The organism is Novosphingobium sp. GV079 (assembly GCF_003058045.1).
Taxonomy (GTDB): domain Bacteria; phylum Pseudomonadota; class Alphaproteobacteria; order Sphingomonadales; family Sphingomonadaceae; genus Novosphingobium; species Novosphingobium capsulatum.
Genome location: NZ_QBUE01000019.1, coordinates 1 through 26,981 on the forward strand (window position 1 = coordinate 1; position 26,981 = coordinate 26,981).

Here is a 26,981-nt window from a genome sequence, read left to right on the forward strand (position 1 = left end):
ATATCAGTCCATGCCATTGGTCACACCATCTTCTCGCAAGGACGGCGTGAATCACAACATACTGGTATCGCTCAACAACTTTCGGATCGGGCTCTAAGCGCGTCAGCAGCGCGGGGCCGTGATTAAAAGGTGACGATTACCTGACCAGTCGTTCCGGTCAAAATCAACGCATTGATCAATACGTTCCACGCCGGCGCTATTTATTGCCCCATATTTCCAGATTCATGATATTCTGATTCGCGATCTGAATATTACTGTGGACTGCGAATAGGGCGGGGGACAGGGCATGCGGGTCACCACGGAAACGGGATTTCTTCGGCTGCGGGCCATTTCCGGCACGCGCGTGGTTTTGCTGGCGATCGATATTGCCGAGCAGGCGCGCGACGGACTGCTGGGCTTTGCCATTGCCCGGCTGGAAAACGGGGAACCGGTCTGGCTGCAAGGGCGCAAGGTCTTTGCCAGCGTGGAGCCAAACCCCGATCCGGCCGAAAGCTATCCCAGCAACCGCTACCCGATCCAAAGCCTGATCTGGTCAGACTTCAACGCCGCCCCCGGCCAGGACATCACCTATCGGGTGCATCCGGTGTATGGACCGGTGGCGGCCGTCACACTGGGCGATGCTGCCGAGATTACGATAACGACGATTGACCCGACGGCCGGCGCCCACGGCATCTATTTCAATTTTGGTGCAGTCGCCTCCCAGGCGTTTGCCGAAACCTTCCACAACCAGAAGCCGCAGGACGAGGACGATCCCGCCGACCGCGAGGTGCAGTGGCTTTCGCGGGGGGCGTTGCAGGCGGCGCTGGATTTCATCGCCAAGGCGGCAGACGGGGATTCCCTGCGCGTTGCGGCCTATGAATTCACCTATACCCCCATCCTCAAGGCGCTGCGCGCGGCGGCCGCGCGCGGTGTGGACGTGCGCATCGTGCACGAGGCGGGAACCGAACTTGACGAAAAGACCCACACACAAGTGCCGACAAGCGCAACAACGACCGCCAAGAACGCGATCGAACGGCTCGGCCTGGCCAACCAGCCCAACCTGCGGCTCATCAAGCGCACGCGCCGCCGCAATATCCCGCACAACAAGTTCATCGTGTGGCTGCGCGGCGGGGAAGCCGTGGAAGTGCTCGCCGGATCGGCAAATTTCACCGCCTCGGGCTTCATCGGCCAGACCAACGTGGTCCATATCGTGCGCAACCGCGATGTCGCGCAAGACTACCTCGATTACTGGACCGAGTTGTCGAAAGATCCGACAACGCCGGAACTTTCCACCTGGACCCAGGCCAAGACGCCACAGGACGATCTCGATGCGCTGACGGCGCCGCCTGGCATCACCACGTTCTTCTCCCCACGCAAGAACGACGTAATGCTTGCCTGGTATGCCGACCAGATTGCCGCCGCGACCGGCACGGTCATGTTCACCGCCGCCTTCGGCGTGAACAAGCTGCTGGCCGCGCAGTTCGGCATCGATCGGCCATTCGTGCGCTTCATCCTGCTGGAGGATGAGCCGGACAAGCTGCTGAAAGCCAAGATGGCGCAAGACCGTGACGTGGTGGCGGCCTATGGGTCCATCCTGGGTGACTATGCCAAGAGCAAGAAGGTGTTCCCACCCTCAAGCCTCGACGCGTGGTTCCTCAAGGAAGAGTTGTTCCGCAAGCAGGGGCACGTGTTCTTCATCCACACCAAGTTCCTGCTGATCGATCCCTTGGGAGACAATCCGCTGGTTTGCACCGGATCGGCCAACTTTTCGACATCATCGCTGGAAGCCAACGACGAGAACATGCTGCTGATCCGCGGTGATACCGATGTGGCCGACGTTTACCTGACGGAATTCGACCGGATCTTCCGCCACTTCTATGCCCGTCAGGTGATCGACCGCCTCGCTGCCGAAGGCAGGCCGCTGACCGAAGCCAAGTTCCTGGACGAAAGCGACGGCTGGCTGGGCGAGTATACCCAGCCCGGGCGCCTCAAGACCAATCGCCAGCGGCTGTTCTTTCCCAGCTGGCCAGGGCGATGAACCGTGCCACGCTCTGGCAGCTTCAGGACAGGCCGGCTTCCAGCGCGATGCGCAGCAGATCGGCGGTGCGCACCACGCCCAGCTTGCTTTTGATCAGGCTGCAGTTGTTGGCGATCGTCTTGTATCCCAGCCCGAGGATATCGGCGATTTCGCTCAGGCTGCGCCCGGCGGCCAAGTGGCGGAGGATTTCCAGGTCGCGCGGCGCCAGTTGTGCCAGGGTCGTGGCCGGGACATAGGCCTGGGTCACCAGTTCCTGGGCGATTGCCTGTTCGACATAGCGTTCCCCCGCCGCCACCTTGCGAATGGCGAGCAGCAGTTCATCGGGCGACGCATTCTTGCTGACATAGCCCTGCGCCCCGGCGTTGAGCGCCCGCGCCACATAAAGTGGGTCGGCGTGCATCGACAGCACCAGGATCGGCGTCGCGCCGATCTGGCGGTGGCGAGCGACCAGTTCGATCCCGCCGAGTTCCGGCAGGTTGAGATCAAGGATCACCAGGTCGAGCGTGTTGGCCCGCGCGATTGCCAGCCCGTCGCGCCCGGTCGCCGCCTCGAACACCTGTGTGCCCGGCGTCATCATCAGCATGCGGCCAAGTCCCGCCCGCACGATCGCGTGATCATCAACCAGCAGAATGTTCATCACGCCTGCTCCTGCCCGTTTGCCGCCGGCACTGCGTGAATCTGGCACGGCAGTTGCGCACGCACCAGCCACACCGCCGCAGCGGCTTCGCGTCCATAGGCCAGTTGCCCCCCATGGGCTTCCACCCGCTCGCGCATGCCCAGCAGGCCCAACCCGCCACTGCGCGATGCATCGGGCGCGGTCTGCGGTACGCCGTCGTTTTCGATCCGCACGGTCAGGCGATCCGGTGCTTCGTGTGCGAGCGTGATGGCAATGCGGGCGGGCCGGGCATGGCGCATGGCATTGCTCAAGGCCTCCTGCACCACGCGGTAGGCGACCTCGGCCGTGCTTTCATCCAGTGCGGTTTCGGGCAGATCGAGCGCGAAGGCTATGTCCCCGCGCCGTCCTGCCCAGAACGCCACGAGATCCTTGATCGCCGCCGCCAGGCCAAATTCGGTAAGCCGCGCCGGCCGCAACCAGCCGAGCAGGTCTCGCACCTGCCCCTGCATATGCACCACCGCCTGCTGGATTTCCTGGGCATGGCGGATCGCCTCTGCGGGCTTGCCCGCTTCACACAGCTGCGCCAGCAGTGCGGCATCGAGGCCCACGGCAAACAGGCGCGGGCCGATCTCGTCGTGCAGGTCCCGCGCGATTTCGGCGCGCTCTTCCTCTTGCAGGCGGACGATCTGGTCGCCCAACTGGCGGTTGCGCCGCATCGTCGCTGCCAGTTGCCCGGTCATCGCATTGAACCCGCGCTGCAACAGGCGCAATTCCGGTGGCCCCGCCTCTGGCACGGCGGCGGCATAATCGCCCTGCCCCACCTTGGCGAACTGTTCGCCCAGCAAGACCAGCGGGCGCAGCCCCGCCCCCACCGCCAGCCAGATCAGCACGCCACCGATCAGGGCAACCCCGGCGATCACCTTGAGCATGGTGAACGCCTCGTTCCAGGCCGATCGCGCATCAGACTGCGGCGTGGGCGTCAGGACCAGGCGCAGGCCTGGTGCCAGACCCTGTCCCGGCGCATCGGGAATGGGCAAGACAACTGCAGCCGCCTCCACTTCCACAAGACGGCCAAACCAGGCCGGCGGTGGCGCCTCTCCACTGGGACGCGAGGTGAGCAGGGCCTGTCCCTGCCGATCGACCACCGCCATGCGCACATGCCGATTGCCATCGAAGGCGTGGACGAGTTGCCGCAGATCGCGGAGCGAATGATCGGAGCGAGGCAGATCTTCGAACGTGCCGCTGGCGGTTTGCCGCGCGCCCGCCATCGCCGCGCGCAGTTCGGCAGCCAGTTCCTGGCGAACCTGATAGCCCACCAGCAGCGCGCACAGCGTCAGGCTGGAAGCCAGCACCAGGGTGATAAGCAGGATGACGCGCAGACGCAGAGACATGGTCCACGCCGCCTAGCACAATCCGCGCGATGGCAAGGCCTGCAAACGCGATCGGGAATTTTTCCCGGGAAAATCGGGAAAGGCTGCCATGTTCGCCTTGCAGCGCCCCCGCTAACCACCCTGGCAAGAACACGAGACCTTTCCAGGGATATTGAAACCATGCTTTCGCGTCAGGCCCTTCGCACCTGCTTTCTGGCCTCTACCGGTCTCTATGCCGCCTTTGCCGCCCCGGCCGCCTTTGCCGAAAGCGACGCCGCGCCCCCGTCCGAAATCGTCGTCACCGCCCAGCGGCTCAACGATGCGCGCGAAAGCATCAAGACCAGCCTGGGCGCTTCGACCTATACGCTGGACCAGAAGGCGATCCAGAACCTGCCCGGCGCCGACAACCAGCCGATCCAGGATATCATCCTGCAAATGCCCGGCGTCAGCCAGGACCAGTTCGGCCAGTTCCATGTGCGGGATGAACACAACGGCGTGCAATACCGCATCAACGGCGTGATCATTCCCGAAAGCATCGCGGTGTTCGGCCAGATGCTCTCACCCCGCCTGGTCGACAAGATAAGCCTGGTGACCGGCACCCTGCCCGCGCAATATGGCCTGCGCACCGGCGGGATCATCGATATCACCACCAAGTCCGGCCTCAAGGACGGCACCACGGTCAGCGTCTATGGTGGCAGCCAGGGGACAATCGAACCCAGCGTGCAGATCGCCGGCAGTTCTGGCGCAACCAGTTGGTTCGCCTCGGGCGACTACAAGCATTCCGACCTGGGCATCGAAAACGTCAACGGCAACCGCCACGCCATCCACGATCAGACCGACCAGTTCAACGGCTTTGGCTATATCGACCATATCCTGGGTTCCAACGACCGTATCGCGTTGACTGGCGGCTATACCAACCAGGCCTATCAGATCCCCAATCCCACCGGGCTGGTGGCCGGGCAGACCGATGCCAATGGCAATCCGGTGTCGGTCAACGGGCAGACGAGCTTCTACAGCGAAAACCTCAACGAACGGCAGTTGCAGACCTTCGGCTTTGGCGCGCTGTCGTGGCTGCATGCCGCCGGCCCGTTCTCGTTCCAGGCCTCGGCCATCGGCCGCGTGGCGACCCTCACCTACCGGCCAGACTATACCGGCGAACTGCTGTTCAATGGTGAGGCGCAGTATGCCAACAAGAAGGACACGACTTTCGCGTTCCAGGTCGATAGCGCCTACAAGCTGTCGGAACAGCACACCCTGCGCGCCGGGCTGCTGTTCGAGCACGACCGTTCGACCAGCAGCACCAACACCAACGTGTTCCCGACCACCGGCGATACGTTCGATCCCACCCAGCCCGACCAGGGATGGCAGCAAGGCGCGATCCTGGCCAATGCCCAGCCGATCTCGCTGCCGTTCGCGATCGGCGTCACCCAGCGCACCTATAGCGCCTATCTTCAAGACGAATGGCACATCACGCCGCATTTCGTGCTGAACTATGGCGCACGGTTCGATGAAAACGACGGCCCGCGCAACGAGCGGCAGCTTTCCCCGCGGGCAAACATGGTGTGGACGCCGGGCCACGGGCTGACAGTGCATGCCGGCTATGCCCGCTACTTTTCGCCGGCGCCATTCGAACTCATTGCCGACAGCAACCTGGCACAGGTCTACAACACCACCGCCTCGCCCAACGTGCGGACCAACAACACCACCTATGCCCAGCGCGAAAACTATTGGGATGCGGGTTTCGAGCAGAAGATCGGCGACTTTACGCTGGGCCTTGATGGCTATCTGCGCCGGTCCACCCACCTGGTTGACGAAGGCCAGTTCGGCGCGCCGATCATCCTTACGCCGTTCAACTATGCGCGTGGGCGCATCTTCGGCACCGAGCTGACGCTGAACTACAGCCACGGCGGGTTCAACGCCTATGGCAACATCGCCTATGCCAAGGCCCAGGGCACCGATATCGTCTCGAACGAATACAACTTTGCCGCTGCCGACCTTGCCTATATCGCCAATCATTACATCTACCTCGATCACAACCAGACCTGGTCGGGATCGGCGGGCGCCTCCTACAACTGGCGCGATGGTGCCCTGGCCGGCTCGCGCGTGAGCGCCAGCGCGATCCTGGGCTCTGGCCTGCGCAGCGACCTGGTCTTGGCCGATGGCAGCACCGTCCCCAACGGCGCCTCGCTGCCATCCTATGTTACGTTCAATCTTTCGGCCGGCCACAAGTTTGGCGACAGCGGATTTGACGTGCGGGTGGATGTGCAGAACCTGTTCGACCACGTCTATGAAATCCGCGACGGGACCGGCGTGGGTGTCGGGGCGCCCTCGTTCGGGGCGCGGCGCGGCATTTTCGTGGGCATCAGCAAGAGCTTCTGATCCCGGCGTTGCCCCGGCGCTTGATCGGGGCAACGCTGCCGTGGCGGATCAGGGCATGCAGCCCAGCGCGGCGAGCGTGGCGCGCACGGCTTGGGGAAGCGGCGTGTGCGGCTCTTCGCCCAGCAGCGCGATCAGCCGGGTATTGTCCAGCCGCACCGGCTGCTGCCAAAGATAGCGCATCTCCATCAATTCGCGCGGCATCTGCGCAAACGGAGCGGCCAGGCGCAGCGCCCACCACGGGAACGGAGCAATCCGCACCTTTGGCCCGCCCAACGCCTCGGCAATGGCCTCGACCATCGCGGTGCCCGTGCCGTCCCAGTGCCCACCCATGTGATAGTTGGCAAAGGCCGGCACCTGATCATGCTCCACCAGGCGGACCATGGTTTCGGCCACATCGGGAAGATAGCCCCAGAGATGCCCGACGCCGCGCGTGGCGGGATTGCGGATAATCCGCGGACGGGCGCCCGGCGTGATCAGGCCTTGGGCAAACCAGCTGTTGGCCGCGCCTGGGCCAAAGAAATCGCCGGCCCGCACGATCAGCGCGCGAACGTCTCCAGCATCGGCCGCAGCGCGCAGCCGGCGCTCCATCTCACCCCTGATCGCGCCCTTGCGCGTGACGGCATGCTGCGGCGCGGTTTCAGTGATCAGCGTGAAGCTGTCAGGGCCATAGTTGTAGATGGTGCCCGGCAGCAAAATCTGCGCGCGGTTGACCCGCGCCGCGGCAATGGTGTTGTCCAGCATCGGCAAGACCACGGTGTCCCAGTTGCGGTAGCCGGGCGGATTGACGGCGTGCACGATAACCCTTGCGCCCTCTGCCGCCGCCGCAACCGCCGCCCGATCCATGGCATCGCCGATCACCGCCGCTACGCCCTGCGGCACCCGGTGTGCGCTGTGCGCCCGCACCAGTGCGCGCACGCTCCACCCGCGTTCCACCAGCCGCCGGGCCACGGCGCCGCCGATGCCCCCCGTCACGCCCAAAACCAGCGCAATCCGTTCCATGTCGCTCTCCTGTGTTGACGGCGACAGGATTGGCGGAAGAGCACGATCCATGAAATTGACTGAATGCGGCAAGCGGCTATACGGAAATAGATGAACCGAGAGCCAAGCTGGGATATCTACCGCACCTTCGCCGCCGTGCTTCGCGAAGGCTCGCTCTCGGCGGCGGCGCGGGCCCTGGGGCTAACCCAGCCCAGCGTCGCCCGCCATATCGAGGCACTGGAACAGGCGGTGGGTGGCACCTTGTTCCTGCGCTCGCAACGCGGCCTTTCGCCCACCGATCGGGCCATTGCTCTGCAACCCTATGCGGAAGCCATGCTGGCCACCTCGGCCGCGCTGCTGCGCACCGCAACCGCCGGCGCAGACGCGATTGCCGGAACGGTCCGGATTACCGCCAGCGAGGTGGTGGCGGCCGAGCATCTGCCACCCGTGCTCACCATGCTGCGCCAACGTTACCGGGAACTCAGCATCGAATTGGTGGCAAGTGACGCGATCGGTGACCTGCTGCAACGCCATGCCGATATCGCCATCCGCATGGTCGCCCCGACGCAACAGGCCCTGCTCGCGCGCAAGCTCGGCGCGCTGGAACTCGGGCTCTATGCCCATGCCGACTATCTCGCTCGGCATGGCCAACCCAAGGTCATTGCCGATCTGGCACGCCATGACCTGATCGGGGTCGACAGCATTGGCGATCTGTCCCGCGCGGTGCTCGACGCCTTGCCGGGTCTGGAGCACAGCGATTTCGCGCTGCGGATCGACAACGCACTGGTGCAACTCGCCGCGATCCGCGCGGGCTTTGGCATTGGCATCTGCCAGGTGGCCGTGGCCGCGCGCGATGCCGCGTTGATCCGTGTACTGCCCGATGCGTTTTCGTTCGATCTGCCGCTGTGGGTCGTCATGCACGAAGACTTACGATCCAGCGCCCGCCATCGCGCCGTGTTCGACGCCCTGGTGGAAAGTCTGGCGGCAGCAGGGCCTCAGAGCGTTGCGATCGGCTGAACTGAGGCGACGCGGCGTGCCCGCCCCTTCCGCTTCATGCGGCGACGGGCGAGGTAGAACCACACGCCGCTGATCGCAAAGAAGGGCAGGCTAAGGCTGGTCACGAACAGCGCGATCCGCCCGGGCAGGCCAAAGAACGCGCCGCGGTGGATTTCGAACATGCTGGCGACGATGACAGCACCGCTTGGCCGTTGCGCGGCAAAATCGGTGGCCAGAACCTTGCCGGTCGCCCCGTCGATCGTCACGGCATCATCCGCCCGGTTGTGCCGCGCCGCCACGGGCAGCGCGCGAAAGCGCAAGGCAGAACCCTTTTCCGGCACGATCAGCATGATCCGGCGATAGGAATGACCTGCGGTTGCTGCGTCAAACCCCTGCCAGGCCAGGGCGAAATCAGGTTTGCCGCGCGCCTTAGCCTTCTCGGCCTGCTCTGCGCCCAACAGGCGCTGAACTCCACCACGATACCAATCGAACGACCACCACAGCCCGGTCAGCGCGCTGAGCAGATAGACCGCCATCATCAGCCCGCCGAGCAGCAGGTGTACCTCGCGCCACCACCAGCGGCCCTTTCGCCCCGGCGGAATGGTCAACCACGCGCGCCAGTCACGCGGCTTGGTCGGCCAGCGCAGATAGAGCCCACCCAGCGCCAGCACGATCAGCGCGATCGCCGCGCTGCCGGTCACGATCCGCCCCCAGCCCTTGCCATTGCCCGGCATCGCCAGCCAACGGTGCACCCGCTCCACCGTATCGAACAGCGCAGTAGCCGGCAGCGGCCCCAGAATGCGCCCGTCACGGCGGTCCAGCAGCACGGTTTCACGCCCTTTGGCCCCGGCTGCCTTGTCAACATAGCTGATCCGCGCCGGCACTGTGGGATCGCTGTCTACCTCGAACCGCGCGATCGCCTTGCCCGGCTGCGCTAGTGCGGCGCGTTGCAGCAAGACCGCTGGGGCCAGCACCGCCTCACCCGCGCGCAGGGGCAGCGGCGCGATCAGCCGTGCCTGGATGTCGTCCTGGAAAGACAGCATGGCACCTGTCGCGCCCATCACGGCCAGGACCAGCCCAAGGCTGAGCCCCAGCCAGCTGTGTAGCCGTTGCAGCCATTTGCGCAGGGCGATGGTGCGGGGTGGGCGAATCGTCGGTCTCATTGCGATCAATTATTGCAAACCAATATCAATATCAATTAGGGCAGCCGTGAATTCCACCCGAGGGATTCGCCAAGGGGACCTGTATCATGCTGTTTCTGTTCGCGTCGGCGGCTGCCGCAAGCGTCGCTGCCGCCACCGCTGCTCCCGCTCCTGCTGCGCCGGATGGCGAGGCCCCCCAAGCCGAACGCCAGCTCGACGAAGAGATCGTGGTAACGGGGCGGCAAGAAGCGCCCTATCGCGCGCAGGTGGTGCAGGTGGGCGCGTTCCGCAACCAATCCGCGCTCGATACGCCGGCCAATGTCGCGGTGATCACCCGCGCCATGCTGGATGACCAGGGCGCCAAAGGCCTCGACGATGCCTTGCGCAACACCCCCGGCATCACCCAGCAATCGACCAGCCCGACCACGAGCAACAACTTTGCCGCGCGCGGCGTGCTGCTCAACGCGCGCACCAACTACCGCCTCAACGGGGCGCTGCAGATCATCAATCTCGGCCCGATCCCGGTGGAAAACAAGCAGCGCGTCGAACTGCTCAAGGGCGTTTCCGCGCTCTATTACGGGCTCAGCACGCCCTCAGGCATCGTCAACGTGGTAACCAAGCGCGCTGGCGATCGCCCGGTGACCAGCTTCTATGTCGATGGCGATGCCGAAGGCAGCGTGGGCGGCGGGTTCGACATCGGCCGCAAGGTGGGCGCAGGTGATGCCATCGGTATCCGCATCAACGCCTATGGCTCGCACATCGAAACACCGATCGATGGGGTCAACGGCTATCGCTATCTCGCCAGCGGTGCCTTCGATTGGCAGGCAAGCGATCGGCTGTCGTTCAAGCTCGATGTCGAACACTATCGCCGCGCAACCGATGAGCCGGGCGGCATCACCCTGCCCACCGCGGTCAACGGCGTGATCACCTTGCCCGCGATCCCCAGCCCGCACAACCGCTATGCCCCGGTCAACGCACCCTATCGTACCTGGGTGACCAACGCCCTGGGCCGCATGGATTATCGGCTGGCCGGCACGTGGTCGGTGCGCGTCGAAGGCGGCTATGCCAACACCCGCCGCCAGCGCATGATCGCCAATATCGGCAAAACCAACCTGGTGACCGGCGCCGGTACGATCGCGGCGACCTATACCCCCGATCAGGAATACGCCAATCTCTATTGGCGGGCGGAACTGGCCGGCGAGGCGCAAACCCTGGGCATCCGCCACGAACTGCTGCTCGGCTATGCCCGCAACCGGCAGGTGCAGGAAGACCAGCACCCGCAAAGCTATGCCGCAGTAAAACAAAACCTCTATGCGCCACTGGCCCTGCCGCTGTCGGCACTTACCCCCACCACCGTGCGGCTTACCGCCGGCAGCGTGAACATCGATACCGGTCTCTATGCGATGGACCAGGCGCATATCGGTGAAAAACTGCTGGTGATCGCGGGCGTGCGCCACGTGGACTATCGCACCCGCACCAGCAACACCGATTTTGCCCTGCGCACCTGGACACCCACCGGTGCACTGGTCCTGCGCCCCACGCCCAAGACCAGCCTGTACTTCAGCTATATCGAGGGGCTGGAAAGCGCCGGCACCGCGCCCGATGGCACGACCAATGCCGGCAGCGTCCTGCCCGCAGTGCGCAGCCGGCAGCTGGAACTGGGCGCGCGGGCCGAAGCGGGCGGCATGCTGCTGTCGCTGGGCTGGTTCCGCATCAACCGGGGCCTGGCCTATACCGATCTGGCCACCAACACTTATGTCGTCAACGGTCGCGCCCTGCACCAGGGGATCGAGGCATCGGTCCAGGGAACGATCGTGCCGACCGTATCGGTGGCGCTGGCCGGGCAATATCTTGTCGCCCGCCAGCGGCAGACCGGGGTGGCCGCGCAAGACGGCAAGCTGGTGGACAACGCGCCGCGCTGGTCAGGCTCGGCCTTCGTCAACTGGCAGCCCGTAGGTGCGCTGCCGCTGGGGCTGAACGCGGGCGTCTACTACACCGGCAAGCGCTTTACCGACGTGCTCAACCAGGGTGTGCTGCCCGCCTATGCCACGCTCAGCCTTGGCGCCAGCTATCGGCTGGCCCTCGCGGCGGGCCGCACGATGACGCTGCGCGCCAATGCCGACAACGTGACCAACACCCGCTACTGGGCCACCGGCGGCAGCACGCTTTATGTCGGCGCGGCGCGGACACTGCGCCTCTCTGCCGCCGTAAGCTTTTGAACGCGCTCCAGCCGCGCCAGCAAGTGGCGCGGCTGTGCGACAGGGTTACTTGGTTGCTGCGCCTGGCGCCACGGGCGGCGGAGGCGGCGGCGTGCCCGGCCCTGGCTGACCGACGGCACCATTCGCACCGGCAGGCGGCGGAGGAGGAGGCGGCGGGGGAGCCGAACCATCGCCCGGCGGCGGGGGTGGCGGCGGCGCATCACGGCCGGGGCCACGCGGCGGAGGCGGCGGAGGCGGAGGCGGCGCACCGACCTGGGTTACACCACCCTGCGGATCGACCAGGTACGAGGCACGCAATTGGCCATTATCATACCGGCCCTGCACCATCAGCGCATTGCCAGAGCGGACCTGGCCCGACCCATCGCGGCCGACATCGACCAGCAAACGGCCCGTGCCATCCTGCAGAACGAAACGATCACCATAGACCTCGGCGACCTTGCCCTTCACCGTGGTGATCCCGCTGCGCTGCGGCACCTGGGCAATCGCGGTTGGCACGGTCGGCGCCATTTCCACCGGCGGACGAGTATAGGCAACTGCCCCCGCCCCCGCGGCGCCGCCCAGGGCCAGCAACACGGCCACGCCGCTGGCCAGCTTCATACGGTGTGGGATGTGCCCAACCGGATTTTTCCAATCGACCATCTTTCAACTCCTTGGGTTGTCGATGGCCCCGTTCTATGCTGCCCCTTCCGACGCAGCCTGAAGCTGGCGTTTCATGTTCGGTTTAACCTGCGGCGGTATTGAGCGGCCATGCGCATCCTGCTTGTTGAAGACGATCCCGACCTGGGCGAGGCGATTGCCCGCAAGCTGCGCGGCGAGAACTGCGCAGTCGACCTGGTCGATAACGGCATCGACGCGCAGCACCTGGGCGAGACCGAACCCTATGATGCGGTGGTCCTCGATCTTGGCCTGCCTGGGAAAACCGGCGCGGCGGTGCTGGCGGAATGGCGCAAGGGCGCCAAGACCGTGCCCGTCCTCGTCCTGACCGCGCGCGAGGCTTGGGCCGACAAAGTCTCTGCCTACAAGGCCGGCGCCGACGACTATCTCACCAAGCCGTTCCGCATCGAGGAGCTGATTATGCGCCTGCGCGCCATCGTGCGGCGCGCGGCCGGGCATGCCAACCCGCAGATGGTCTGTGGCCCCTTGGTCTTCGAAAGCCAGACCGGCCAGTTCGAACTGGACGGCCTGCCGCTCAAGCTCACCGCATTCGAATGGCGCGTGCTGTCGCAACTTATGATGCGGCGCGAAGCAGTGGTCGAGCGGCTCGACCTGATCGAGCGCATCTATGAAGGCGATGCCGATGTCGATTCCAATACGCTCGACGTGATCATCGGGCGTTTGCGGCGCAAGATCGGCGCCAGCCTGATCGAAACCGTGCGCGGGCGGGGCTATCGCCTGACGGCGAGCGGCGTAGCGGCATGAAACCCAAGTCTTTGCGGGCCAGGATGCTGGCGCTGTCGGCGATCGCCGCTCTGGCGGCGCTCGTCATCGCGGCATGGTCGATCGCCGGCATCCTTACCCGTTTCGTGACCGAAGGCCTGGACCAGCGGCTCGACGCGCAGATCGCCGTGATGGCCAGTGCCGTGCGTGACGATGGCACGATCGACCGCGCCCGCATCGACAACCAGATCGGCGTCATGACCGTGCGCCCCGACTGGCGCTGGCGGATCATCGGGCCAGACGGAGAAATCGGCTCGTCCGATTTTCCCACGCTCGATCCAGCGCCTCTGGTCCCACCCCACCTCCCGCTATTGCCGCCGCCGCCCGGTGCGCCCGCTCCGGCGGCGGAGGGCGTGCCCACGCCATCCGCCCCTGCCCCACGCGATGGCCAGGATAGCGGCGGCCGGGTTCATGCCCGGCAGGCGGTGATCCGCACCAGCCGGGGCGCAGTAACCCTGATCGCCGCCGCGCCGTCGCAAGTGATTGCCCGGCCCATCCGCGCCGCGCTTGTCCCGCTCCTGTCGATCATTGCCGTACTGGCCGTGCTGTTCATGCTGGCCGCGCTGTTTCAGCTGCGCCTGGCGCTCAGGCCAATTGCCGCGTTGCGGGATCAGCTTGGCCAGATTCGCCACGGCACGCGCACCACTGTGGACGAGGATCAGCCCGCCGAACTGAAACCGCTGGCGGTCGAACTCAACGCGCTGTCCCGTGAAAGCGGCGCTGCCTTGCAGGCGGCCCGCGCCTCTGCCGCCAATCTTGCCCACGCGCTCAAAACCCCTGTGGCGACGCTGGCCCTGACGGTGGACGGCGACGCCCGCGCGACCAGCCAGATCGCCAGGATCGAAGAGGTCATCCGCCATCACCTCGCCCGCGCCCGCACCGCAGCGGTGGCGCATCGCGCCCGCACGCCCCTGGCCCCGGCAGTGGCCGATGTGGCGCAGGTGATCGGCTCGCTTCACCCTGGCCTGGCGCTATCGGTCGATGTGCCCAGCGCGCTTGCCGTCTCGCTTGATGCGCACGACCTGTCGGAAATCGTCGGCAATCTGCTCGACAATGCGGCCCGCCACGCCCGTTCGGCCATTGCCGTCACGGCCTGGGCAGACGGCGACCGCACACGCGTGGCGATCGAAGACGATGGCCCGGGGATTGCCGCCGACCAGCGCGAACTGGCGCTGCAACCGGGCGTCCGCCTCGATGAAGCACCACAGGGCGACGGGTTTGGCCTGGCGATCGTGCGCGACCTTGTGGCGCTGCACGGCGGCACCCTGAACCTGGCGGAAGGTGCCCAGGGTGGCTTGCGCGTTGAGCTGGCGCTGCGCGCCGCCCGATAGCGTCCCTTCCGTTCAGCGCCCGGTGAACTGCGGCTTGCGCTTGTGCGCAAAGGCATCAATCGCCTCGGCAAAATCGGCAGTGCGGCCAGCGGCCGACTGGTTGGCGCGCTCGATCTCCAGTATCGTCGAAAAATCGCATTCCAGCGCACGTGCAACCTGCCGGCGGATCATGCCCAGCGCGAGCGTGGGGCCAGCGGCAAGCCGGTGCGCCAGGGCCATGGCCTCGGCCATGACATCGTCATCTGGCACCACCCGCGTCACCAGGCCCGCCGCCTTGGCCTCTGCGGCCCCAAGCCGCTCGCCCAGCAGGGCCAATTCCAGAGTGCGACAGCGGCCAATGCTGCGCGCGGCGAGCCAAGTCGCCCCGGCATCGGGCACCAGACCAATATTGGCAAAGGCCATGAGCAGGTAGCCGCTCTCGCCCATCACCACGAGATCGCCAGCCAGGCCCAGGCTCATCCCCGCGCCGGCGCACGGGCCATTGAGCGCGGTGACCAGCGGAACGTCCAGCGCGGCCAGCCGCGTGACCACGGGATGGTAATAGGTGTCGAGCGTCTCGCCCAGGTCATCGGACGCGCCACCGCCCAGATCGGCGCCCGAGCAGAAATAGCGCCCCTCGCCCGTCAGCACCACCGCCCGGGCGCCATCGGCCACTGCAAGGTCAAGCGCCTGGCCCAGTTCGACGAACATCGTCTCGCTCAAGGCATTGAGCCGATCCGGGCGATCGAGCGTGATCGTCACCACGTCGCCCTCGCGGGCATAGCGCACGGTCTGGAAATCCATCATCCTGCATCCTCTTGGCGGCCCGCTGCCTTGTCTGCGGCGCGTATCGGGCCACCATCGACGCTGGTTTCGCCCGGCGCAAGCGCGCGGCGATCAGATGGCGTTGATATCCACCACCGTCGGAATCGTATCGTTGAGCAGGATGATCTTCTTGCGCGCAATGGACCACCCCGCCTCGGCGTGGACCAGGCGATATTCATAGCGGCCAAAGAACACGTCGGCCCGGTCCATCCGCACATCAAAGCGGTGACAGGTGAACGCCGCCGAGACAGTGCCCAGTTCCGCGTCGGTCACCAGGATGTTCGACACCAGGTGGACAACGCGTGGCGCTGGGCTGGATGCCACCGACAGCCCCGATTGCAGGCGCATGATCCGGTCCTCGAGATTGCGCCGCCCGCGATAGTAGATCAGCGAGAGTTCGCGATCCGGATCGTCGGACAGCGTGACCTCGTCGCGCCAGGTGGGCATCCAGAATTCGATGTCCGGCGTGAACAGCGCCAGCCATTCGGCATAGCGGCCAGAGTCCATCAGCAGGGCTTCGCGGTAAAGCAGGTCGCGCGCGGCCTCGTATGTCAGCGCTTGGCTCATGCGGCCAGCTCCGGCGCCATGCGTGCCGCCCAGGCGCGATAGTAGTTCTGCAGCAGGGTTTCATCGCTCAGCCGCGAATCCGCCAGCACATTGTGCGCGGGTTTGAGATCGATACGGTCGCCAAAGCGATTGCCGCCCGGCTGGGTCGCGGTCATCCCCCGCCCGTGTCCTTGCAGCCAGGGCTGCACCGTGCCGGCAAAGCCGGCCTGGCAGTTTTCATAGGACACCGTGTCATCGGGCGTGGCCATGCCGGTGGGATTGAAAAAATCTTCATACTGGCGAATGCGCTGGCGCCGCGCCGCGGCGCTTTCGCCCTTGGGCGCGATGCACCAGGTGCGCATCTCGGTCATCCCCGGGCCGATCGGGCGGATTACGCGCAACTGGCTCGAGGCGTTTTCGGCGATCTGGAGATTGGGAAAGATCGTCAGGTTGCGCATGTTGAACATCCAGTCGCGCTTGCCCTCGCCCAGCCGCACGCCCAGTGCACCGGCCTGTTCGTACAGCGGGATCGCCGGCGTGATGCCGAAGATGCCCCAGTTGAGCACATGGCCGTGATCAAAGCTGAAGCTGCCTCCCGCCACGCCTTGCGCTTCTTCCTTCCAGTAATCGCTGTTTTCCCAGACCGATGCGACCACATCGGCGCTCATTTCCTGCTGCCGCCGCTCCAATACGCTGATGTAGGAGGGGTGGGCCGAAGTGAAATGATACGCGTCAGAGCAGTTTTCGAGCTGGAGTTTCCAGTTGGCGGCAAAGGTGAAGGTCACCTGCCCCGGCACCAGTTCCAGTCCATCCTCGCTCTGATCCGCCACCAGGTCGAGCAGCTTGGCCGCCTCGCCCAGGTAGTCAGCAAGCGATAGTTCGCCAGGCGCCAGGCTGCCAAACAGAAAGCCGCGATAGTTGCCAAAGCGGGGCAGCGGCGCCAGGCCATGGTCCTCGCTGTCGAACGCCTGGGTATAGCAGCCTGCGCTCTTCCACTTGATCGCGCGGTTGCGGCCGGCGCTGTCAAAGCTCCAGCTATGATAGGGGCAGACATGCAGGCGCGCGTTGCCCTGGCGCACCTGCGCGAGCCTGGCGCCCTTGTGCGGGCACGAATTGATGAAGGCCCGCAACTGCCCCTCGCCATCGCGCTGGACCAGCACGGGGGCGCGGCCGATCGTGGTGGTGAAGAAATCGTGCGGCCCGGCGGCCTGTGATTCCATGCCCAGGAACACCCAGCCCTGCTCGAAGATCGCACGCTGTTCGGCGGCAAAGACATCGGCATCGGTGAAGATCGCGCGGTTCACGCGGAAGATGCCCTCGTCCGGCCGATCGTCGATCAGGTCAGCCAGTTGAAAGGTGCCCATCGCGTTGTCTCCCACCCGGCTCAATCGATCACCGCTTCCACCAGCGTTGGCCCGGCCGCCGCGAGCGACCAAGCCAATGCGGCATCGAGCGCGGCAGCGTTGCTGGCCGATCGGCCCGGAACGCCGTGCCCTGCCGCCAGCGCCACGAAATCCAGCTCGGGAAACTGCGTGCCGACCAGATGCTGCATGCCGAAATGACGGCCGAAGTGATGCAGCGCCTCGTACCGCCCGTTCTTGAGGATCAGGAACGTGATTGGCAGGTTCCATTGCGCGGCGGCATGCAGGCCCTGGATCGCGTACATCGCCGACCCATCGCCCAAGACCGCGATGACCTTGTCGTGCGGGCGGGCCAGTGCCATGCCGACTGCCGCCGGCAGGCCATGGCCCAGGCCGCCACTGGCGGTGGTGTAAAAGGTATCGGGGCAAAGGATCGGCAGGCGATCATGCATCGGCCCGCGGCTCGACGGTGCCTCTTCCACGATGATCGTCTGCGGCGCGCGCAGGTCGGCCAGCCGTTGCAGCACATAGCCATCGGTCATGGCCACGCCATCAAGCCGCGCCGGCCGTACCAAGGGCGCAGGCCGGGCGCGCGGCGCGGGACGGGAGGCTGTGAGCAGGGCATCGAGCGCATGATGGCATTGCGCCACGATTGCCCGCCCCGCTGGCGCCCAGGCGGCGTGAACGTGATTGTCACCGATCAACCAGAGATCTGCCTCGGGCGGCATGTGCGGCCCCTGCCCGTCGACATGATAGAGATTGACCGGCCCGCCCAGCCCCAGGATCACGTCGTGGCTGGCAAGCGTGGCCACGATCGCATCGCGACTGGCAGTGAGGAAGCCCCCGAACAACGCGTGGTCTTCGGGAAACCCACAGCGCCCCGCCATCGGCGCAACATAGACGCGCGCCTGGTGGCGTTCCGCCAGCGCCACCACCTGCTCCCACGCGCCGTCGCGCGCCACGCCGGCCGCCACGACCAGCGCCGGCTGCCGCGCCGCATCGAGCGCCGCCGCGCATTCGGCAATGGCCACAGGTGATGGCAGGCGATCGGCAGCGACGCGCCGGGCCTGATGCGGCGGGCAAGGCTGGTCCCAATCATCGATCGGGATGGAGACGAACGTCGGGCCGCAGGGCGGTTCCATCGCCACGAGCCAGGCACGCTCGATTGCCGCGGGCACATCCTGCGCGCGTGCCGGCTCGCACGCCCACTTCACGAATGGGCGCGGAAATTCCGCGGCACGCTCGGCAAACAGGAACGGTTCATAGGGCAGGATCGCGCGCGCCTGCTGCCCGGCGGTAACCACCAGCGGGGTCTGGTTCTTCCAGGCGGTGAAAAGGTTGCCCAGGGCATGGCCCACCCCGGCCGAACTGTGCAGGTTGACGAACGCCGCGCGGCCGGTGCCCTGGGCAAAGCCATCGGCCATGCCCAGCACGACGCTTTCCTGAAGCCCCATGACATAGCGGAAATCATCGGGAAAATCGCGAAATAGCGGCAGTTCGGTGGAGCCGGGATTGCCGAACAGCGTGGTCATGCCCAGCTCGCGCAACAGCGCGATTGTCACGTCGCGGACGGTCCGCATCCTGAAATCTCCCGATCTTTTGCCGCAGTCTCGCGCATTTGGCGATAAGTTCAATTGCAAATCCAGGAGAAAGTCATACCGTTGGCACATGGATTTTGATGAGCGCGAGTTGAAAGCCTTTCTGGCCGTGGCCGAATGCGGCAGCCTGGGGCGCGCGTCACGCCAGGCCAACCTGACCCAGCCCGCGCTCAGCCGCCTGATCCACCGCATGGAGGAACGGCTGCAACAGCCGCTGTTCGATCGCACCACGCGCGGCATGGTGCTGACCGATCCCGGCGCGCTGCTGCAACGCCATGCCCGTCACCTGCTGGCGGACATGCACACGCTGCGCGATGAACTGGCAGCGTTTCGCGGGCTGCGGCGCGGCGTGGTGCGCATTGGCGCGACCGCCGCCGTGATGCGCACCCTGGTGGCCACCCACGCCGGGCAGATGCTGGCCGACAACCCCGACCTGGCGTTCGAGGCGATCGAAGACGTCGACAGCGGCCTGGTGCGCGCGCTGGAGCAGCGGCAGATCGACCTGGCGATCACCTCTGGCCGGGTGGAGCAGGACGCCGCCGATGCGCAGTGCCTGGGCCGCTGCGACCATGCCGACATGTTTGCCGTGTTCTGCGCCGCCAACAACCCGATCGCCGACAGCCCCGATCTCGCCAGCGTGTTTGCCCATGGCTGGGTCATGCCCGAGGCGGGGCTGACCCCGCGCGTCCGGTTCGAAACCCTGGCCGCGCAACTGGGGCACCAGGCCCGCGTCGTGGCGCGCACCAGTTCGGTCGAAACGATGATCGCCATTGCCGGGGCCAGCCAATTGCTGTGCTGGTTGCCGGTCCCGCTGCTCGAACCCTATGTCGCCAGTGGGCGCCTGCGCCAGCTCAGCGTGCCGGCGCTGGAAACCTGGCGGCAATTCTGGGTCTATCGCCGCAGGGCGGGCGTGCTGCCCGATGCAGCGCAGCGGTTCCTGCGTTACCTCCCCATCGTGCCGCTGTGAGCCCTGCCCGGCCGGCGGGTTGACACTGTCAAATCCCGATCCGGATACTCGCGCCGGTGCAGGCACACGTGCCTGTGTGCACACGTGGGAGAATTCCGGGATGCAGCGGATCGTGGTAATCGGTGCAGGCGCAATGGGCTGCCTGTTTGCGGCAAAGCTGGCCCTGGCCGGACATCGGGTGACCGTGGCCGACGTGGACCAGGCGCGGATGGACGCAATCGCCGCGCAAGGCATTGCGCTGTCACTGGACGATGGTGATTTTGCCGCACGGGTCGGCGCTTGCCCGATCGCTGCGGTGGATGGGCCGGTCGATCTGCTGGTCCTGTTCACCAAGGGCATGCACAGTGCCGCAGCAATCGCGTCTGCCGCGCATCTGGTCGATACCGGTTGCACCGTGCTGACCCTGCAAAACGGGCTGGGCAATACCGACGCGATCGCGGCGGTCTTTCCGCGCGAGCGCATCGTCTGGGGCGTGACCGACTTTCCCGCGGACCTGCACGGTGCCAATGCGGTTTCTTCACATGGGCAAGGCCATGTCTGGCTGGCAGGACTGATTCCAGCCGCCGACGCGCGGGCGCGCGCCGTGGCGGATATCCTCGATGACGCCGGCCTCAACGCCCGCTTCGCCCCAGAGGTAGAGGCAATGGTATGGGACAAGGTGGCCTTCAACAGCGCGCTCAACGCGCTCTGCACTCTGGGCCAGGTGCCCGTCGGCCGCTTGCACAGCGCACCGATCCGCCGCATCGTCGGCACGATCATGGACGAAATCGCCGCCATTGCCCGGGCGGAGGGCGTCGCGTTCGATCGCACTCGAACCATGGCAAAGGTCGATTTTGCCCTCGCCAATCACACCGGGCACAAGCCCTCGATGCTGCAAGACCGGCTCGCCGGCCGGCGCACCGAGGTCGAGTCCATCAACGGCGCGGTGCTGGCCATTGCTGCCCGCCATGGCCTTGCCGCGCCCACTCTTGAACTCGTCACCGATCTGGTACGGTTGGGTGAGCCGGCGTGACCGCTGCGGACTGATCAGCCGCGCCGCCGCGATCGCGCGCGCGGGGTCAGCGCGTCGAGCGCGTCGGCATTGTGGCGCGCCCAGCCATACAGCGCCTCGACCGGTACGACGAAGCGCTGGCCCAGCGCAGTCAGCGCATAATCCACTTCGGGCGGCGCGACATCATCGCGCGTGGTGCGCGCCAGCAAGCCACTCGCCTCCATTTCCCTGACCGTCTGGGCAAACATCTTTTTGGAAATGCCCGGCAGGCTGCGCAGCAGCGCCGCGCTGCGGGCCCGCCCGTCATGCCGCGCATGCAGGGTGTGCAACACCATGCTGGTCCACTTGGTGGCAAACAGTTCCAGGATCCGGCGCGGGGCACAATCCTCGCGCCATTCCTCTTCCGGGCTGCCCGGTATCACGGCGACACTCCTTGCTTTGCCAACGATATCGCTGCGCCGCCAACGCGGGTGGTTACCATCTGGTGCCTTCTTGGCGCCGGGCGAGCGGCGCCCCAATTAGCGGTTTTTGCTCAACAAGGAACCATAGATGACCAAGACTGCCCTTGTTGCCGGGGCCACCGGCATCACCGGCCAGGCCATTGCCACGCTGCTTCATGCCCAAGGCTGGCGCGTGCTGGGTCTGGCGCGCAATCCGCTGCCGCTGCCCGGGGTGCAGCCGATCGCCGCAGACCTCACCGATGCCACTGCCACCGCCGCCGCGCTTGCCGGGCATCGGCCCGATGCCGTGTTCATCACCACCTGGCTGCGCCGCGCCACGGAACAGGAAAACATCGCGGTCAACGCGGCCATGGTGCGCAACCTGCTGCGCGCGGTAGAGCCGGCTGGCAGCGTCGCGCATGTAGCACTGGTCACCGGCCTCAAGCACTATCTTGGCCCGTTCGAAGCCTATGGCCAGGGCAACCTGCCCGATACGCCGTTTCGCGAGGATCAAGCCCGTCTGCCGATCGACAATTTCTATTATGCCCAGGAAGACGAACTCTTCGCCGCCGCCCAACGCAGCGGCTTTGCCTGGAGCGTGCACCGCCCCCACACCGTGATCGGCAAGGCCGTGGGCAACGCGATGAACATGGGCACCACCTTGGCGGTCTATGCCACGCTGTGCCGTGAACTGGGCCGTCCATTCCACTTCCCGGGATCCGCGGCGCAGTGGAATGGGCTTACCGACATGACCGACGCGCGGCAATTAGCGCAGCAACTGCTATGGGCCACGACCACGCCCGCTGCGGCAAACCAGGCGTTCAACTGTGCCAATGGCGATATCTTCCGCTGGCGCTGGATGTGGCCACGTCTGGCGCAATGGTTTGGCGTGGAACCGGCCGGGTTTGACGGCAGCGTGCGGCCACTGGCCGATCAGATGGCGGGCGATGCTCCGGTGTGGCGCAGCATCGCCGCGCGCGAAGGCCTGGCAGAACCAGACCTCACCCGACTGGCCTCGTCCTGGCACACCGACGCAGACCTGGGCCGCCCGATCGAGGTGGTAACCGACATGGCGCGCTCGCGCAGCCTGGGATTTACCGGCTATCAGGCGACGGATACTGCCTTTTTCGATCTGTTCGCCCAGCTGCGCGCCGAACGCCTGATCCCCTGAAACGCCGCGTGCCGCGCCACCACTGTCATGGCGCGGCACGCTTCACCGGCATCGCGCCGGTATTCCGCCCCAAAAGGCACCGATTTTGCCATTGCCGGGGTGTTGCCCGCTGTGATTTTGTCAGGCACGGTGCTGCAACAGACCGCATTGGCGGCTGCATGGGGTGGGATATCGGCCGTGGCCAATTTGCAGGAGAGCGCGTTACCCATCGCCGACACGCCCACGCTGTCGCGCGCGCGCGACCTGTTCGGGCGCGTGATCAATGGCCATGACCTGGGCGGATCGACCCCAGCCACCGTTGCCGACCGCATCGAGCAGTCGATCTGCCTGACGCCAAGCCCCGCCGTCGTGCTGACCGAAGGCAGTGTTGCCGCGACGTTTGGCGTTGGCCGCCGCGTGGCGCGGCAGACCAGCCGCATCCTGCAATTGCGCGGTGTGATGGAACCCCGGCGCGGCGGCAAGGGCAAGGGTGGGCTGCGCGTGTGCCTGCCCGGCCTCGACCAGACGCTGGATACCATCCGCAGTGACATCATTGCCAGCAATTCGCCGGCCGCGATGGAAGATGCGCGCCAATGGCTGCAGGCGGAAATTGCCGGGCACGATGATCCGCTGGGGCGCTTGGTGCGGGCCATGCTGCAAGACGCACCGGTACAGCAAACACGTGCGCCGTGCCAGACGCAGGCGTCGCTTCCAACCTGGTCCGAGCTTGAAGAGCCGGCCTCGCGCGGGCATCGCCTGGCGGCGAAACTGCGCCAGCAGATCGCTCTGCTGCCGCCCGGTGAAACGTTCCTGGGCTCGCTCGCCAGCATCGCGGAAGCCCATGACACCAGCCTGGAAGTGGCGGTGGAAGCCGTGCGCATCCTGGCCGATGCCCAGCACGTGGTGATGCGGCGCGGCCGCGGCGGTGGCGTGTTTGCCTGCGAACCGCAAGCTGGCCGGGCACTGCACATGATCAACGCCTTTATCGCTGCCAACGCGGTCTCGCCTGATCGCTGCCGCGCCGTGCTCAACCGCGCCAATATCGGGATGATCTATCTGGCGCGGGCGCGACAGGATGCCCGCTATCTCGACCGCGTCGAGCGTTCGTTCCAGAAAATGCAGCAGGCGCCCAATGCCACGGTCCTGGGCCAGAACTGGTACGGCTTCATCCGCGATATTGCCGATATGTCGGGCAACGGCGTGCTGCACTTCATTGCCCGCGCCATGGCGGGATCGATCCTTATTCGGCGCACCCGCAGTGCCGACCTGCCCGAAGCCGCGGCCCGCGAACTGTTCGAGGCCAGCCGGCAGATCCATGCCCATCTGATTGGCGGCAGTCAGGATACCCCCAACGAAGCGCAGTGGCGCTGCCAACTGGCCCTGCAGGATTACTGGTAAGGCTCGAACAATCAGCGCCCCAGGCGCGCAATATGCCGGGCGATTTGAAGATAGACTGCCTCTACCACCTCGCGCGTGCCGCCGCGCAGGTTATAGGCGTGGTCCTGATCGGGCACCTCGATATATTCCAGCAGGCGGCCGCGCGCGTGCAGGCGCTGGGCATAGGCGGCAGCCTCTGCCCGCAAGAGATCGAGCCCTGCGGCAATGACGATCGCCGGCGCCACCTTGTCGAGCAAATCATCGGGCGCGCCCACCAACGGCGACGCGCGCATATCTGCCCGCATCGATGCATCTGGCACATAGACCGCATTGAACAGCCGCGCGACGCCCGGTGAAATGACCGGACGCGCCGCCCGGGCCTGCTTGTGCGCAGGCGGCGTGACGAGATCGAGCGGCGGGTAATGGAGGATCTGCGCGGCGATGGGCGGCCCGCCCGCCTGGGCAAGCAGCAGGCTGGCAGCAGCAGCCAAACCGCCACCGGCACTTTGCCCACCCACGGTCAGCCGATCGCCGTCCCACCCCTGCGCCCCCGCCTGCGCCGCCACCCAGCGGATCACCTCGCAGGCTTGCTCTACCGCTATCGGAAAGCGCCGCTGCGGCGCCAGCGCATAATCGACATTGATGACACAGACGCCGGCCCGCTCGGCCAGGAACGCGCAAAATGCATCGTCCTGCTCGGGGTGGCCCATGACATAGCCACCGCCATGAAAGTTGACGTGAACCGGCACCGGGCGCGCCGTGTTGTGCGGCGCGAACACCATGGCCGCAGCACTGCCTTGCGTGGTTGGAATGGTGATGGTGCGGCAACGCCGAGGAATTTCGGGAAACGCCAGCGCACTTTCCGGCTGGGCCAGCCGTGGTGCTACCATCCGCTGCATTACCCGCGCGATCGTATCGGCAATCAACGGCATGGCAGGCGCTCCATCAGCGATGCAGCATCGGCCGGGTGACCCCGACCGATGCTGCCAGGCAGCGATGCCACCATCAGAACTTGACGCCTAGACGCACGCCGAACTCGCGCGGCGCGGTGCGGAATTCGTTGAGGCCGGATTGCCCGGTCACGAAATATTCCTTTGTCAGGTTGGTGCCGTACAGCTCCACCTTGAAGTTGTCCCAGTTGAGCGCGACGCTGGCATTGACCAGATGGCGCGCGTTAATCAGGTCAAACTGCGGCAGATAGGTAACGTAGGCCCATTGCGACCCAATATAGGAATAGTTCACGCGGGGCACGATCGAGCGCCCCTCGCCCAGCGAATAGGTATAATCCAGGCCGGCGTTCCAGGTCCATTTCGGCGACAGCAGGTTCGGCCCGGCATCAGACGTGATGAACTGGTAGGGGAAGCAGTTGCTGGTTACCCCGGTGGCGCAGGCCGGCAACTGCGCGGTGGCGGCGCCCGGCTGCCACTTGTTGATCACCGTCACGCTGCTGAGCTGCGAATCCACATACGACACGCCGGCGTCGAGGCCGAAACCGGCCAGCTTGGCCTGAAGCTGCCCTTCAAAGCCCTTGATTGTGGCATTGGCGAGGTTGACCACGCCATTCTGACCAGACGCAGGACTGATCACGTCCATCTGGAAATTGTTGTACTTGTTATAGAATACGCCGATCTGCGTGCGCACGTGCCGATCGAGGAAGCTCGATTTCCAGCCCGCTTCAAAGTCCCACACCGTTTCCGGGTTGAACATGCCACCGGGCGGGTTGATCCCACCCGGCTTGTAGCCACGGGCGGCAAAGACATAGAGCATGTTGTCGGCATCGGGCTTGTAGTTAAGCGCGATCTTGCCGGTCATGCGGCCATCGGCCTCGGTGCCGGTCTGCGGAATCGTCAGGAAGGCGGAAGGCGGCGGCCCGCCAAGATAAACGCCGCCGGTGCCATCGACATGATAGTGCGAATAGCGTGCGCCCGCCTGGATTTCGAGCTTTTCGGTAACGCGATAGTTCACCTGGGCAAAGGCGCCCAGCGTGGTCTTGCTGTTCATCGGATTGACCACGATCGGGAACGGCGCGGTGCCGGTATAGTGCAGCAGCACGTCGATATCGTTATGCTGGTAATAGCCACCCAGGATAAAGTTCAGCGGCTTGGAATCCGGCGAAATGATATTGATTTCCTGGGAATATTCCTTTTCCCGCACATATTGATCTTCATACTGCGCGCCAAACGGCCCAGCGACCTGCGCCAGATTGGTGCCATCCAGATCATAGACGTTCCAGACGCGCTTGTTCTGGTATCCGCTCACCGACCGCACAACGAGGCCGCCAGGGGTCTGGTACTTCAATTCCAGCGCCGTGGTAAACGCGCGCTCGAAATTCGCGGTCTTGGTGTCGTAGTTCAGCTCGTAGGGCGCCGCCTGGCGGCCGGCGGCAAACTGCGTTCCGGCGATCGGCTGATAGGCATAACCACCGGTGCTCTTCTGCGCCAGTTCGCCCTTCCAATAGGCGGTAAAGCCGCCGGACTGGTAGAGCGCAGACAGCCGCTCATCGTGTTCCTTCAGGCTGTCCGGCTGGTTCTTGTAGGGGCCAAGATCGGTGTAATAGGAATCGCGCCAGTGCTGGTTGGTGGCAAAGCGCAAGGCCAGGTTGTCACCCACCGGCACATTGATCGCGCCGTTGAGGCGGACATTGTTGTAGCTGCCGTATTCGGCTGTCACGTCACCACCCAGATCGCCCAGCTTGGGGCGCTTGGAATTGATGAAGATCGCCCCACCGGTGGAGTTGGAGCCGACCAGCGTGCCCTGTGGCCCGCGTAGCACTTCGATGCTCTGGATATCGTAGAGATCAAAGCTCTGCGCGATCGGCGGCTGGAACAGCCCGTCGACATAGGTGGCGACGCCATTGGCCACTTGCGGCGATCCGCTCGACAGACCGATGCCGCGGATGTTGATGGATTCGGTGAGGCCTGCCTTGGTGATGGTAAGGCCGGGCGCCACGTTCTGCAGATCGCGCTGCACCAGCACGGCTTTCTGCGTGAGCTGGTCTCCACCCACCGCGGTGAGCGCGATGGCAACCTTTTGCGAACTTTCCGAGCGGCGCTGCGCGGTAACGACGATCTCGCCCGGTGCCGGGCTGGCCTGCGCGGGCACCGTCGGCGCCGGCTCTGCAGCCGTGGCAGCCTGGGCCAAGGCATTGGTCCCCACCAACGCCAGCGCCATCGCGCCCAGCGAGGCTGCGGCATGCGCGCGGAAATTACCGTGAATCTGAAGCATGGTGCTCCCCTCTCCCTTTTTCGGCCCTGCTTGACGC

At 65.5% G+C, this 26,981-nt stretch carries 22 protein-coding genes; 10 read left to right on the plus strand and 12 right to left on the minus strand.

Annotated features, from left to right (window positions below):
- Window positions 1–286: 286 nt before the first annotated feature.
- Window positions 287–2,017, plus strand: a complete 1,731-nt coding sequence (locus C8K14_RS18885; protein ID WP_107718317.1) for a phospholipase D-like domain-containing protein — start codon at window positions 287–289, stop codon at window positions 2,015–2,017.
- 22 nt (window positions 2,018–2,039) lie between these two features.
- Here the strand turns inward: C8K14_RS18885 and C8K14_RS18890 are convergent, their stop codons facing one another.
- Together C8K14_RS18890 and C8K14_RS18895 are read right to left on the minus strand one after the other, a co-directional pair.
- Complete coding sequence (locus C8K14_RS18890) at window positions 2,040–2,654, minus strand: response regulator transcription factor (RefSeq protein ID WP_054131177.1); 615 nt, start codon at window positions 2,652–2,654, stop codon at window positions 2,040–2,042.
- Entirely contained in the window at window positions 2,654–4,024 is a 1,371-nt protein-coding gene (locus C8K14_RS18895) for a histidine kinase (RefSeq protein WP_107718319.1), read from the minus strand. Before C8K14_RS18895 ends, C8K14_RS18890 begins: the two co-directional genes overlap by 1 nt.
- A gap of 159 nt (window positions 4,025–4,183) precedes the next feature.
- Here C8K14_RS18895 and C8K14_RS18900 point away from each other — a divergent pair, with 159 nt between their 5' ends.
- The gene (locus tag C8K14_RS18900; protein WP_107718321.1) at window positions 4,184–6,382 is read left to right on the plus strand and encodes a TonB-dependent receptor; all 2,199 of its coding nucleotides are present in this window, start codon (window positions 4,184–4,186) and stop codon (window positions 6,380–6,382) included.
- A gap of 48 nt (window positions 6,383–6,430) precedes the next feature.
- Here the strand turns inward: C8K14_RS18900 and C8K14_RS18905 are convergent, their stop codons facing one another.
- On the minus strand, window positions 6,431–7,381 hold the full coding sequence (locus C8K14_RS18905; protein WP_107718323.1) for an NAD-dependent epimerase/dehydratase family protein: 951 nt from the start codon (window positions 7,379–7,381) through the stop codon (window positions 6,431–6,433).
- 90 nt (window positions 7,382–7,471) lie between these two features.
- Here C8K14_RS18905 and C8K14_RS18910 point away from each other — a divergent pair, with 90 nt between their 5' ends.
- Window positions 7,472–8,377, plus strand: a complete 906-nt coding sequence (locus C8K14_RS18910) for a LysR family transcriptional regulator (RefSeq protein ID WP_107718325.1) — start codon at window positions 7,472–7,474, stop codon at window positions 8,375–8,377.
- Here the strand turns inward: C8K14_RS18910 and C8K14_RS18915 are convergent.
- Window positions 8,356–9,519: a PepSY domain-containing protein gene (locus C8K14_RS18915; protein ID WP_107718327.1), complete on the minus strand. Its 1,164-nt coding sequence runs from the start codon at window positions 9,517–9,519 to the stop codon at window positions 8,356–8,358. The two genes, C8K14_RS18910 and C8K14_RS18915, sit on opposite strands and share 22 nt — an antisense overlap.
- A gap of 86 nt (window positions 9,520–9,605) precedes the next feature.
- Here C8K14_RS18915 and C8K14_RS18920 point away from each other — a divergent pair, with 86 nt between their 5' ends.
- Complete coding sequence (locus C8K14_RS18920) at window positions 9,606–11,717, plus strand: TonB-dependent siderophore receptor (RefSeq protein ID WP_166643373.1); 2,112 nt, start codon at window positions 9,606–9,608, stop codon at window positions 11,715–11,717.
- Window positions 11,718–11,762: 45 nt separating this feature from the next.
- Here the strand turns inward: C8K14_RS18920 and C8K14_RS18925 are convergent, their stop codons facing one another.
- Window positions 11,763–12,314, minus strand: coding sequence for a hypothetical protein (locus tag C8K14_RS18925; RefSeq protein WP_107718331.1), 552 nt, complete (start codon window positions 12,312–12,314; stop codon window positions 11,763–11,765).
- A gap of 150 nt (window positions 12,315–12,464) precedes the next feature.
- Here C8K14_RS18925 and C8K14_RS18930 point away from each other — a divergent pair, with 150 nt between their 5' ends.
- The gene (locus tag C8K14_RS18930) at window positions 12,465–13,136 is read left to right on the plus strand and encodes a response regulator transcription factor (protein WP_107718333.1); all 672 of its coding nucleotides are present in this window, start codon (window positions 12,465–12,467) and stop codon (window positions 13,134–13,136) included.
- A complete protein-coding gene (locus C8K14_RS18935; RefSeq protein WP_233251150.1) occupies window positions 13,133–14,485 on the plus strand; it encodes a HAMP domain-containing sensor histidine kinase in 1,353 nt (450 codons plus the stop codon). The genes C8K14_RS18930 and C8K14_RS18935 overlap by 4 nt, the downstream gene beginning before the upstream one ends.
- Before the next feature lie 12 nt (window positions 14,486–14,497).
- Here C8K14_RS18935 and C8K14_RS18940 read toward each other — a convergent pair whose 3' ends face one another.
- The 4 genes from C8K14_RS18940 to mdlC all read right to left on the minus strand — a co-directional run bounded on the left by C8K14_RS18940 (window position 14,498) and on the right by mdlC (window position 18,776).
- Entirely contained in the window at window positions 14,498–15,268 is a 771-nt protein-coding gene (locus C8K14_RS18940; RefSeq protein ID WP_107718432.1) for an enoyl-CoA hydratase-related protein, read from the minus strand.
- A 93-nt stretch (window positions 15,269–15,361) separates the two neighbouring features.
- Window positions 15,362–15,856 carry an aromatic-ring-hydroxylating dioxygenase subunit beta gene (locus tag C8K14_RS18945; RefSeq protein WP_107718337.1) on the minus strand — a complete coding sequence of 165 codons (495 nt, stop codon included), beginning with the start codon at window positions 15,854–15,856 and terminating at the stop codon, window positions 15,362–15,364.
- Entirely contained in the window at window positions 15,853–17,199 is a 1,347-nt protein-coding gene (locus tag C8K14_RS18950) for an SRPBCC family protein (protein ID WP_107718339.1), read from the minus strand. The genes C8K14_RS18945 and C8K14_RS18950 overlap by 4 nt, the downstream gene beginning before the upstream one ends.
- 20 nt (window positions 17,200–17,219) lie before the next feature.
- Window positions 17,220–18,776, minus strand: a complete 1,557-nt coding sequence (mdlC, locus tag C8K14_RS18955) for a benzoylformate decarboxylase (RefSeq protein ID WP_107718341.1) — start codon at window positions 18,774–18,776, stop codon at window positions 17,220–17,222.
- Window positions 18,777–18,864: 88 nt separating this feature from the next.
- Here mdlC and C8K14_RS18960 point away from each other — a divergent pair, with 88 nt between their 5' ends.
- Complete coding sequence (locus C8K14_RS18960) at window positions 18,865–19,761, plus strand: LysR family transcriptional regulator (protein ID WP_158271962.1); 897 nt, start codon at window positions 18,865–18,867, stop codon at window positions 19,759–19,761.
- 100 nt (window positions 19,762–19,861) lie between these two features.
- Window positions 19,862–20,773 carry a ketopantoate reductase family protein gene (locus tag C8K14_RS18965; protein WP_107718343.1) on the plus strand — a complete coding sequence of 304 codons (912 nt, stop codon included), beginning with the start codon at window positions 19,862–19,864 and terminating at the stop codon, window positions 20,771–20,773.
- A gap of 14 nt (window positions 20,774–20,787) precedes the next feature.
- Here C8K14_RS18965 and C8K14_RS18970 read toward each other — a convergent pair whose 3' ends face one another.
- Entirely contained in the window at window positions 20,788–21,174 is a 387-nt protein-coding gene (locus tag C8K14_RS18970; RefSeq protein WP_107718345.1) for a helix-turn-helix domain-containing protein, read from the minus strand.
- Window positions 21,175–21,301: 127 nt separating this feature from the next.
- Between C8K14_RS18970 and C8K14_RS18975 the strand changes: the two genes are divergently transcribed.
- Both C8K14_RS18975 and C8K14_RS23070 read left to right on the plus strand, forming a co-directional pair.
- Entirely contained in the window at window positions 21,302–22,363 is a 1,062-nt protein-coding gene (locus C8K14_RS18975) for an SDR family oxidoreductase (protein WP_107718347.1), read from the plus strand.
- Between the two features lie 102 nt (window positions 22,364–22,465).
- Window positions 22,466–23,740: a hypothetical protein gene (locus C8K14_RS23070; protein ID WP_233251151.1), complete on the plus strand. Its 1,275-nt coding sequence runs from the start codon at window positions 22,466–22,468 to the stop codon at window positions 23,738–23,740.
- An 11-nt stretch (window positions 23,741–23,751) separates the two neighbouring features.
- On the opposite strand, the gene C8K14_RS18985 is transcribed toward C8K14_RS23070, so the two are convergent.
- Window positions 23,752–24,651 carry an alpha/beta hydrolase fold domain-containing protein gene (locus C8K14_RS18985; protein ID WP_107718349.1) on the minus strand — a complete coding sequence of 300 codons (900 nt, stop codon included), beginning with the start codon at window positions 24,649–24,651 and terminating at the stop codon, window positions 23,752–23,754.
- 73 nt (window positions 24,652–24,724) lie between these two features.
- Window positions 24,725–26,944: a TonB-dependent receptor gene (locus tag C8K14_RS18990; RefSeq protein WP_107718351.1), complete on the minus strand. Its 2,220-nt coding sequence runs from the start codon at window positions 26,942–26,944 to the stop codon at window positions 24,725–24,727.
- Window positions 26,945–26,981: the final 37 nt, after the last annotated feature.

What these genes read in the sequence shown, in the direction of transcription:
- C8K14_RS18930 (WP_107718333.1), top strand. Translation starts at nt 12,465, where the DNA reads ATGCGCATCCTGCTTGTTGAAGACGATCCCGACCTGGGCGAGGCGATT.
- C8K14_RS18925 (WP_107718331.1), bottom strand. Translation starts at nt 12,314, where the DNA reads ATGAAGCTGGCCAGCGGCGTGGCCGTGTTGCTGGCCCTGGGCGGCGCC.
- C8K14_RS18950 (WP_107718339.1), bottom strand. Translation starts at nt 17,199, where the DNA reads ATGGGCACCTTTCAACTGGCTGACCTGATCGACGATCGGCCGGACGAG.
- C8K14_RS18940 (WP_107718432.1), bottom strand. Translation starts at nt 15,268, where the DNA reads ATGGATTTCCAGACCGTGCGCTATGCCCGCGAGGGCGACGTGGTGACG.
- C8K14_RS18895 (WP_107718319.1), bottom strand. Translation starts at nt 4,024, where the DNA reads ATGTCTCTGCGTCTGCGCGTCATCCTGCTTATCACCCTGGTGCTGGCT.
- C8K14_RS18985 (WP_107718349.1), bottom strand. Translation starts at nt 24,651, where the DNA reads ATGCCGTTGATTGCCGATACGATCGCGCGGGTAATGCAGCGGATGGTA.
- C8K14_RS18935 (WP_233251150.1), top strand. Translation starts at nt 13,133, where the DNA reads ATGAAACCCAAGTCTTTGCGGGCCAGGATGCTGGCGCTGTCGGCGATC.
- C8K14_RS18960 (WP_158271962.1), top strand. Translation starts at nt 18,865, where the DNA reads ATGGATTTTGATGAGCGCGAGTTGAAAGCCTTTCTGGCCGTGGCCGAA.
- C8K14_RS18990 (WP_107718351.1), bottom strand. Translation starts at nt 26,944, where the DNA reads ATGCTTCAGATTCACGGTAATTTCCGCGCGCATGCCGCAGCCTCGCTG.
- C8K14_RS18890 (WP_054131177.1), bottom strand. Translation starts at nt 2,654, where the DNA reads ATGAACATTCTGCTGGTTGATGATCACGCGATCGTGCGGGCGGGACTT.
- C8K14_RS18910 (WP_107718325.1), top strand. Translation starts at nt 7,472, where the DNA reads ATGAACCGAGAGCCAAGCTGGGATATCTACCGCACCTTCGCCGCCGTG.
- C8K14_RS18900 (WP_107718321.1), top strand. Translation starts at nt 4,184, where the DNA reads ATGCTTTCGCGTCAGGCCCTTCGCACCTGCTTTCTGGCCTCTACCGGT.
- C8K14_RS18920 (WP_166643373.1), top strand. Translation starts at nt 9,606, where the DNA reads ATGCTGTTTCTGTTCGCGTCGGCGGCTGCCGCAAGCGTCGCTGCCGCC.
- C8K14_RS18885 (WP_107718317.1), top strand. Translation starts at nt 287, where the DNA reads ATGCGGGTCACCACGGAAACGGGATTTCTTCGGCTGCGGGCCATTTCC.
- C8K14_RS18965 (WP_107718343.1), top strand. Translation starts at nt 19,862, where the DNA reads ATGCAGCGGATCGTGGTAATCGGTGCAGGCGCAATGGGCTGCCTGTTT.
- C8K14_RS18905 (WP_107718323.1), bottom strand. Translation starts at nt 7,381, where the DNA reads ATGGAACGGATTGCGCTGGTTTTGGGCGTGACGGGGGGCATCGGCGGC.
- mdlC (WP_107718341.1), bottom strand. Translation starts at nt 18,776, where the DNA reads ATGCGGACCGTCCGCGACGTGACAATCGCGCTGTTGCGCGAGCTGGGC.
- C8K14_RS18975 (WP_107718347.1), top strand. Translation starts at nt 21,302, where the DNA reads ATGACCAAGACTGCCCTTGTTGCCGGGGCCACCGGCATCACCGGCCAG.
- C8K14_RS18945 (WP_107718337.1), bottom strand. Translation starts at nt 15,856, where the DNA reads ATGAGCCAAGCGCTGACATACGAGGCCGCGCGCGACCTGCTTTACCGC.
- C8K14_RS18915 (WP_107718327.1), bottom strand. Translation starts at nt 9,519, where the DNA reads ATGAGACCGACGATTCGCCCACCCCGCACCATCGCCCTGCGCAAATGG.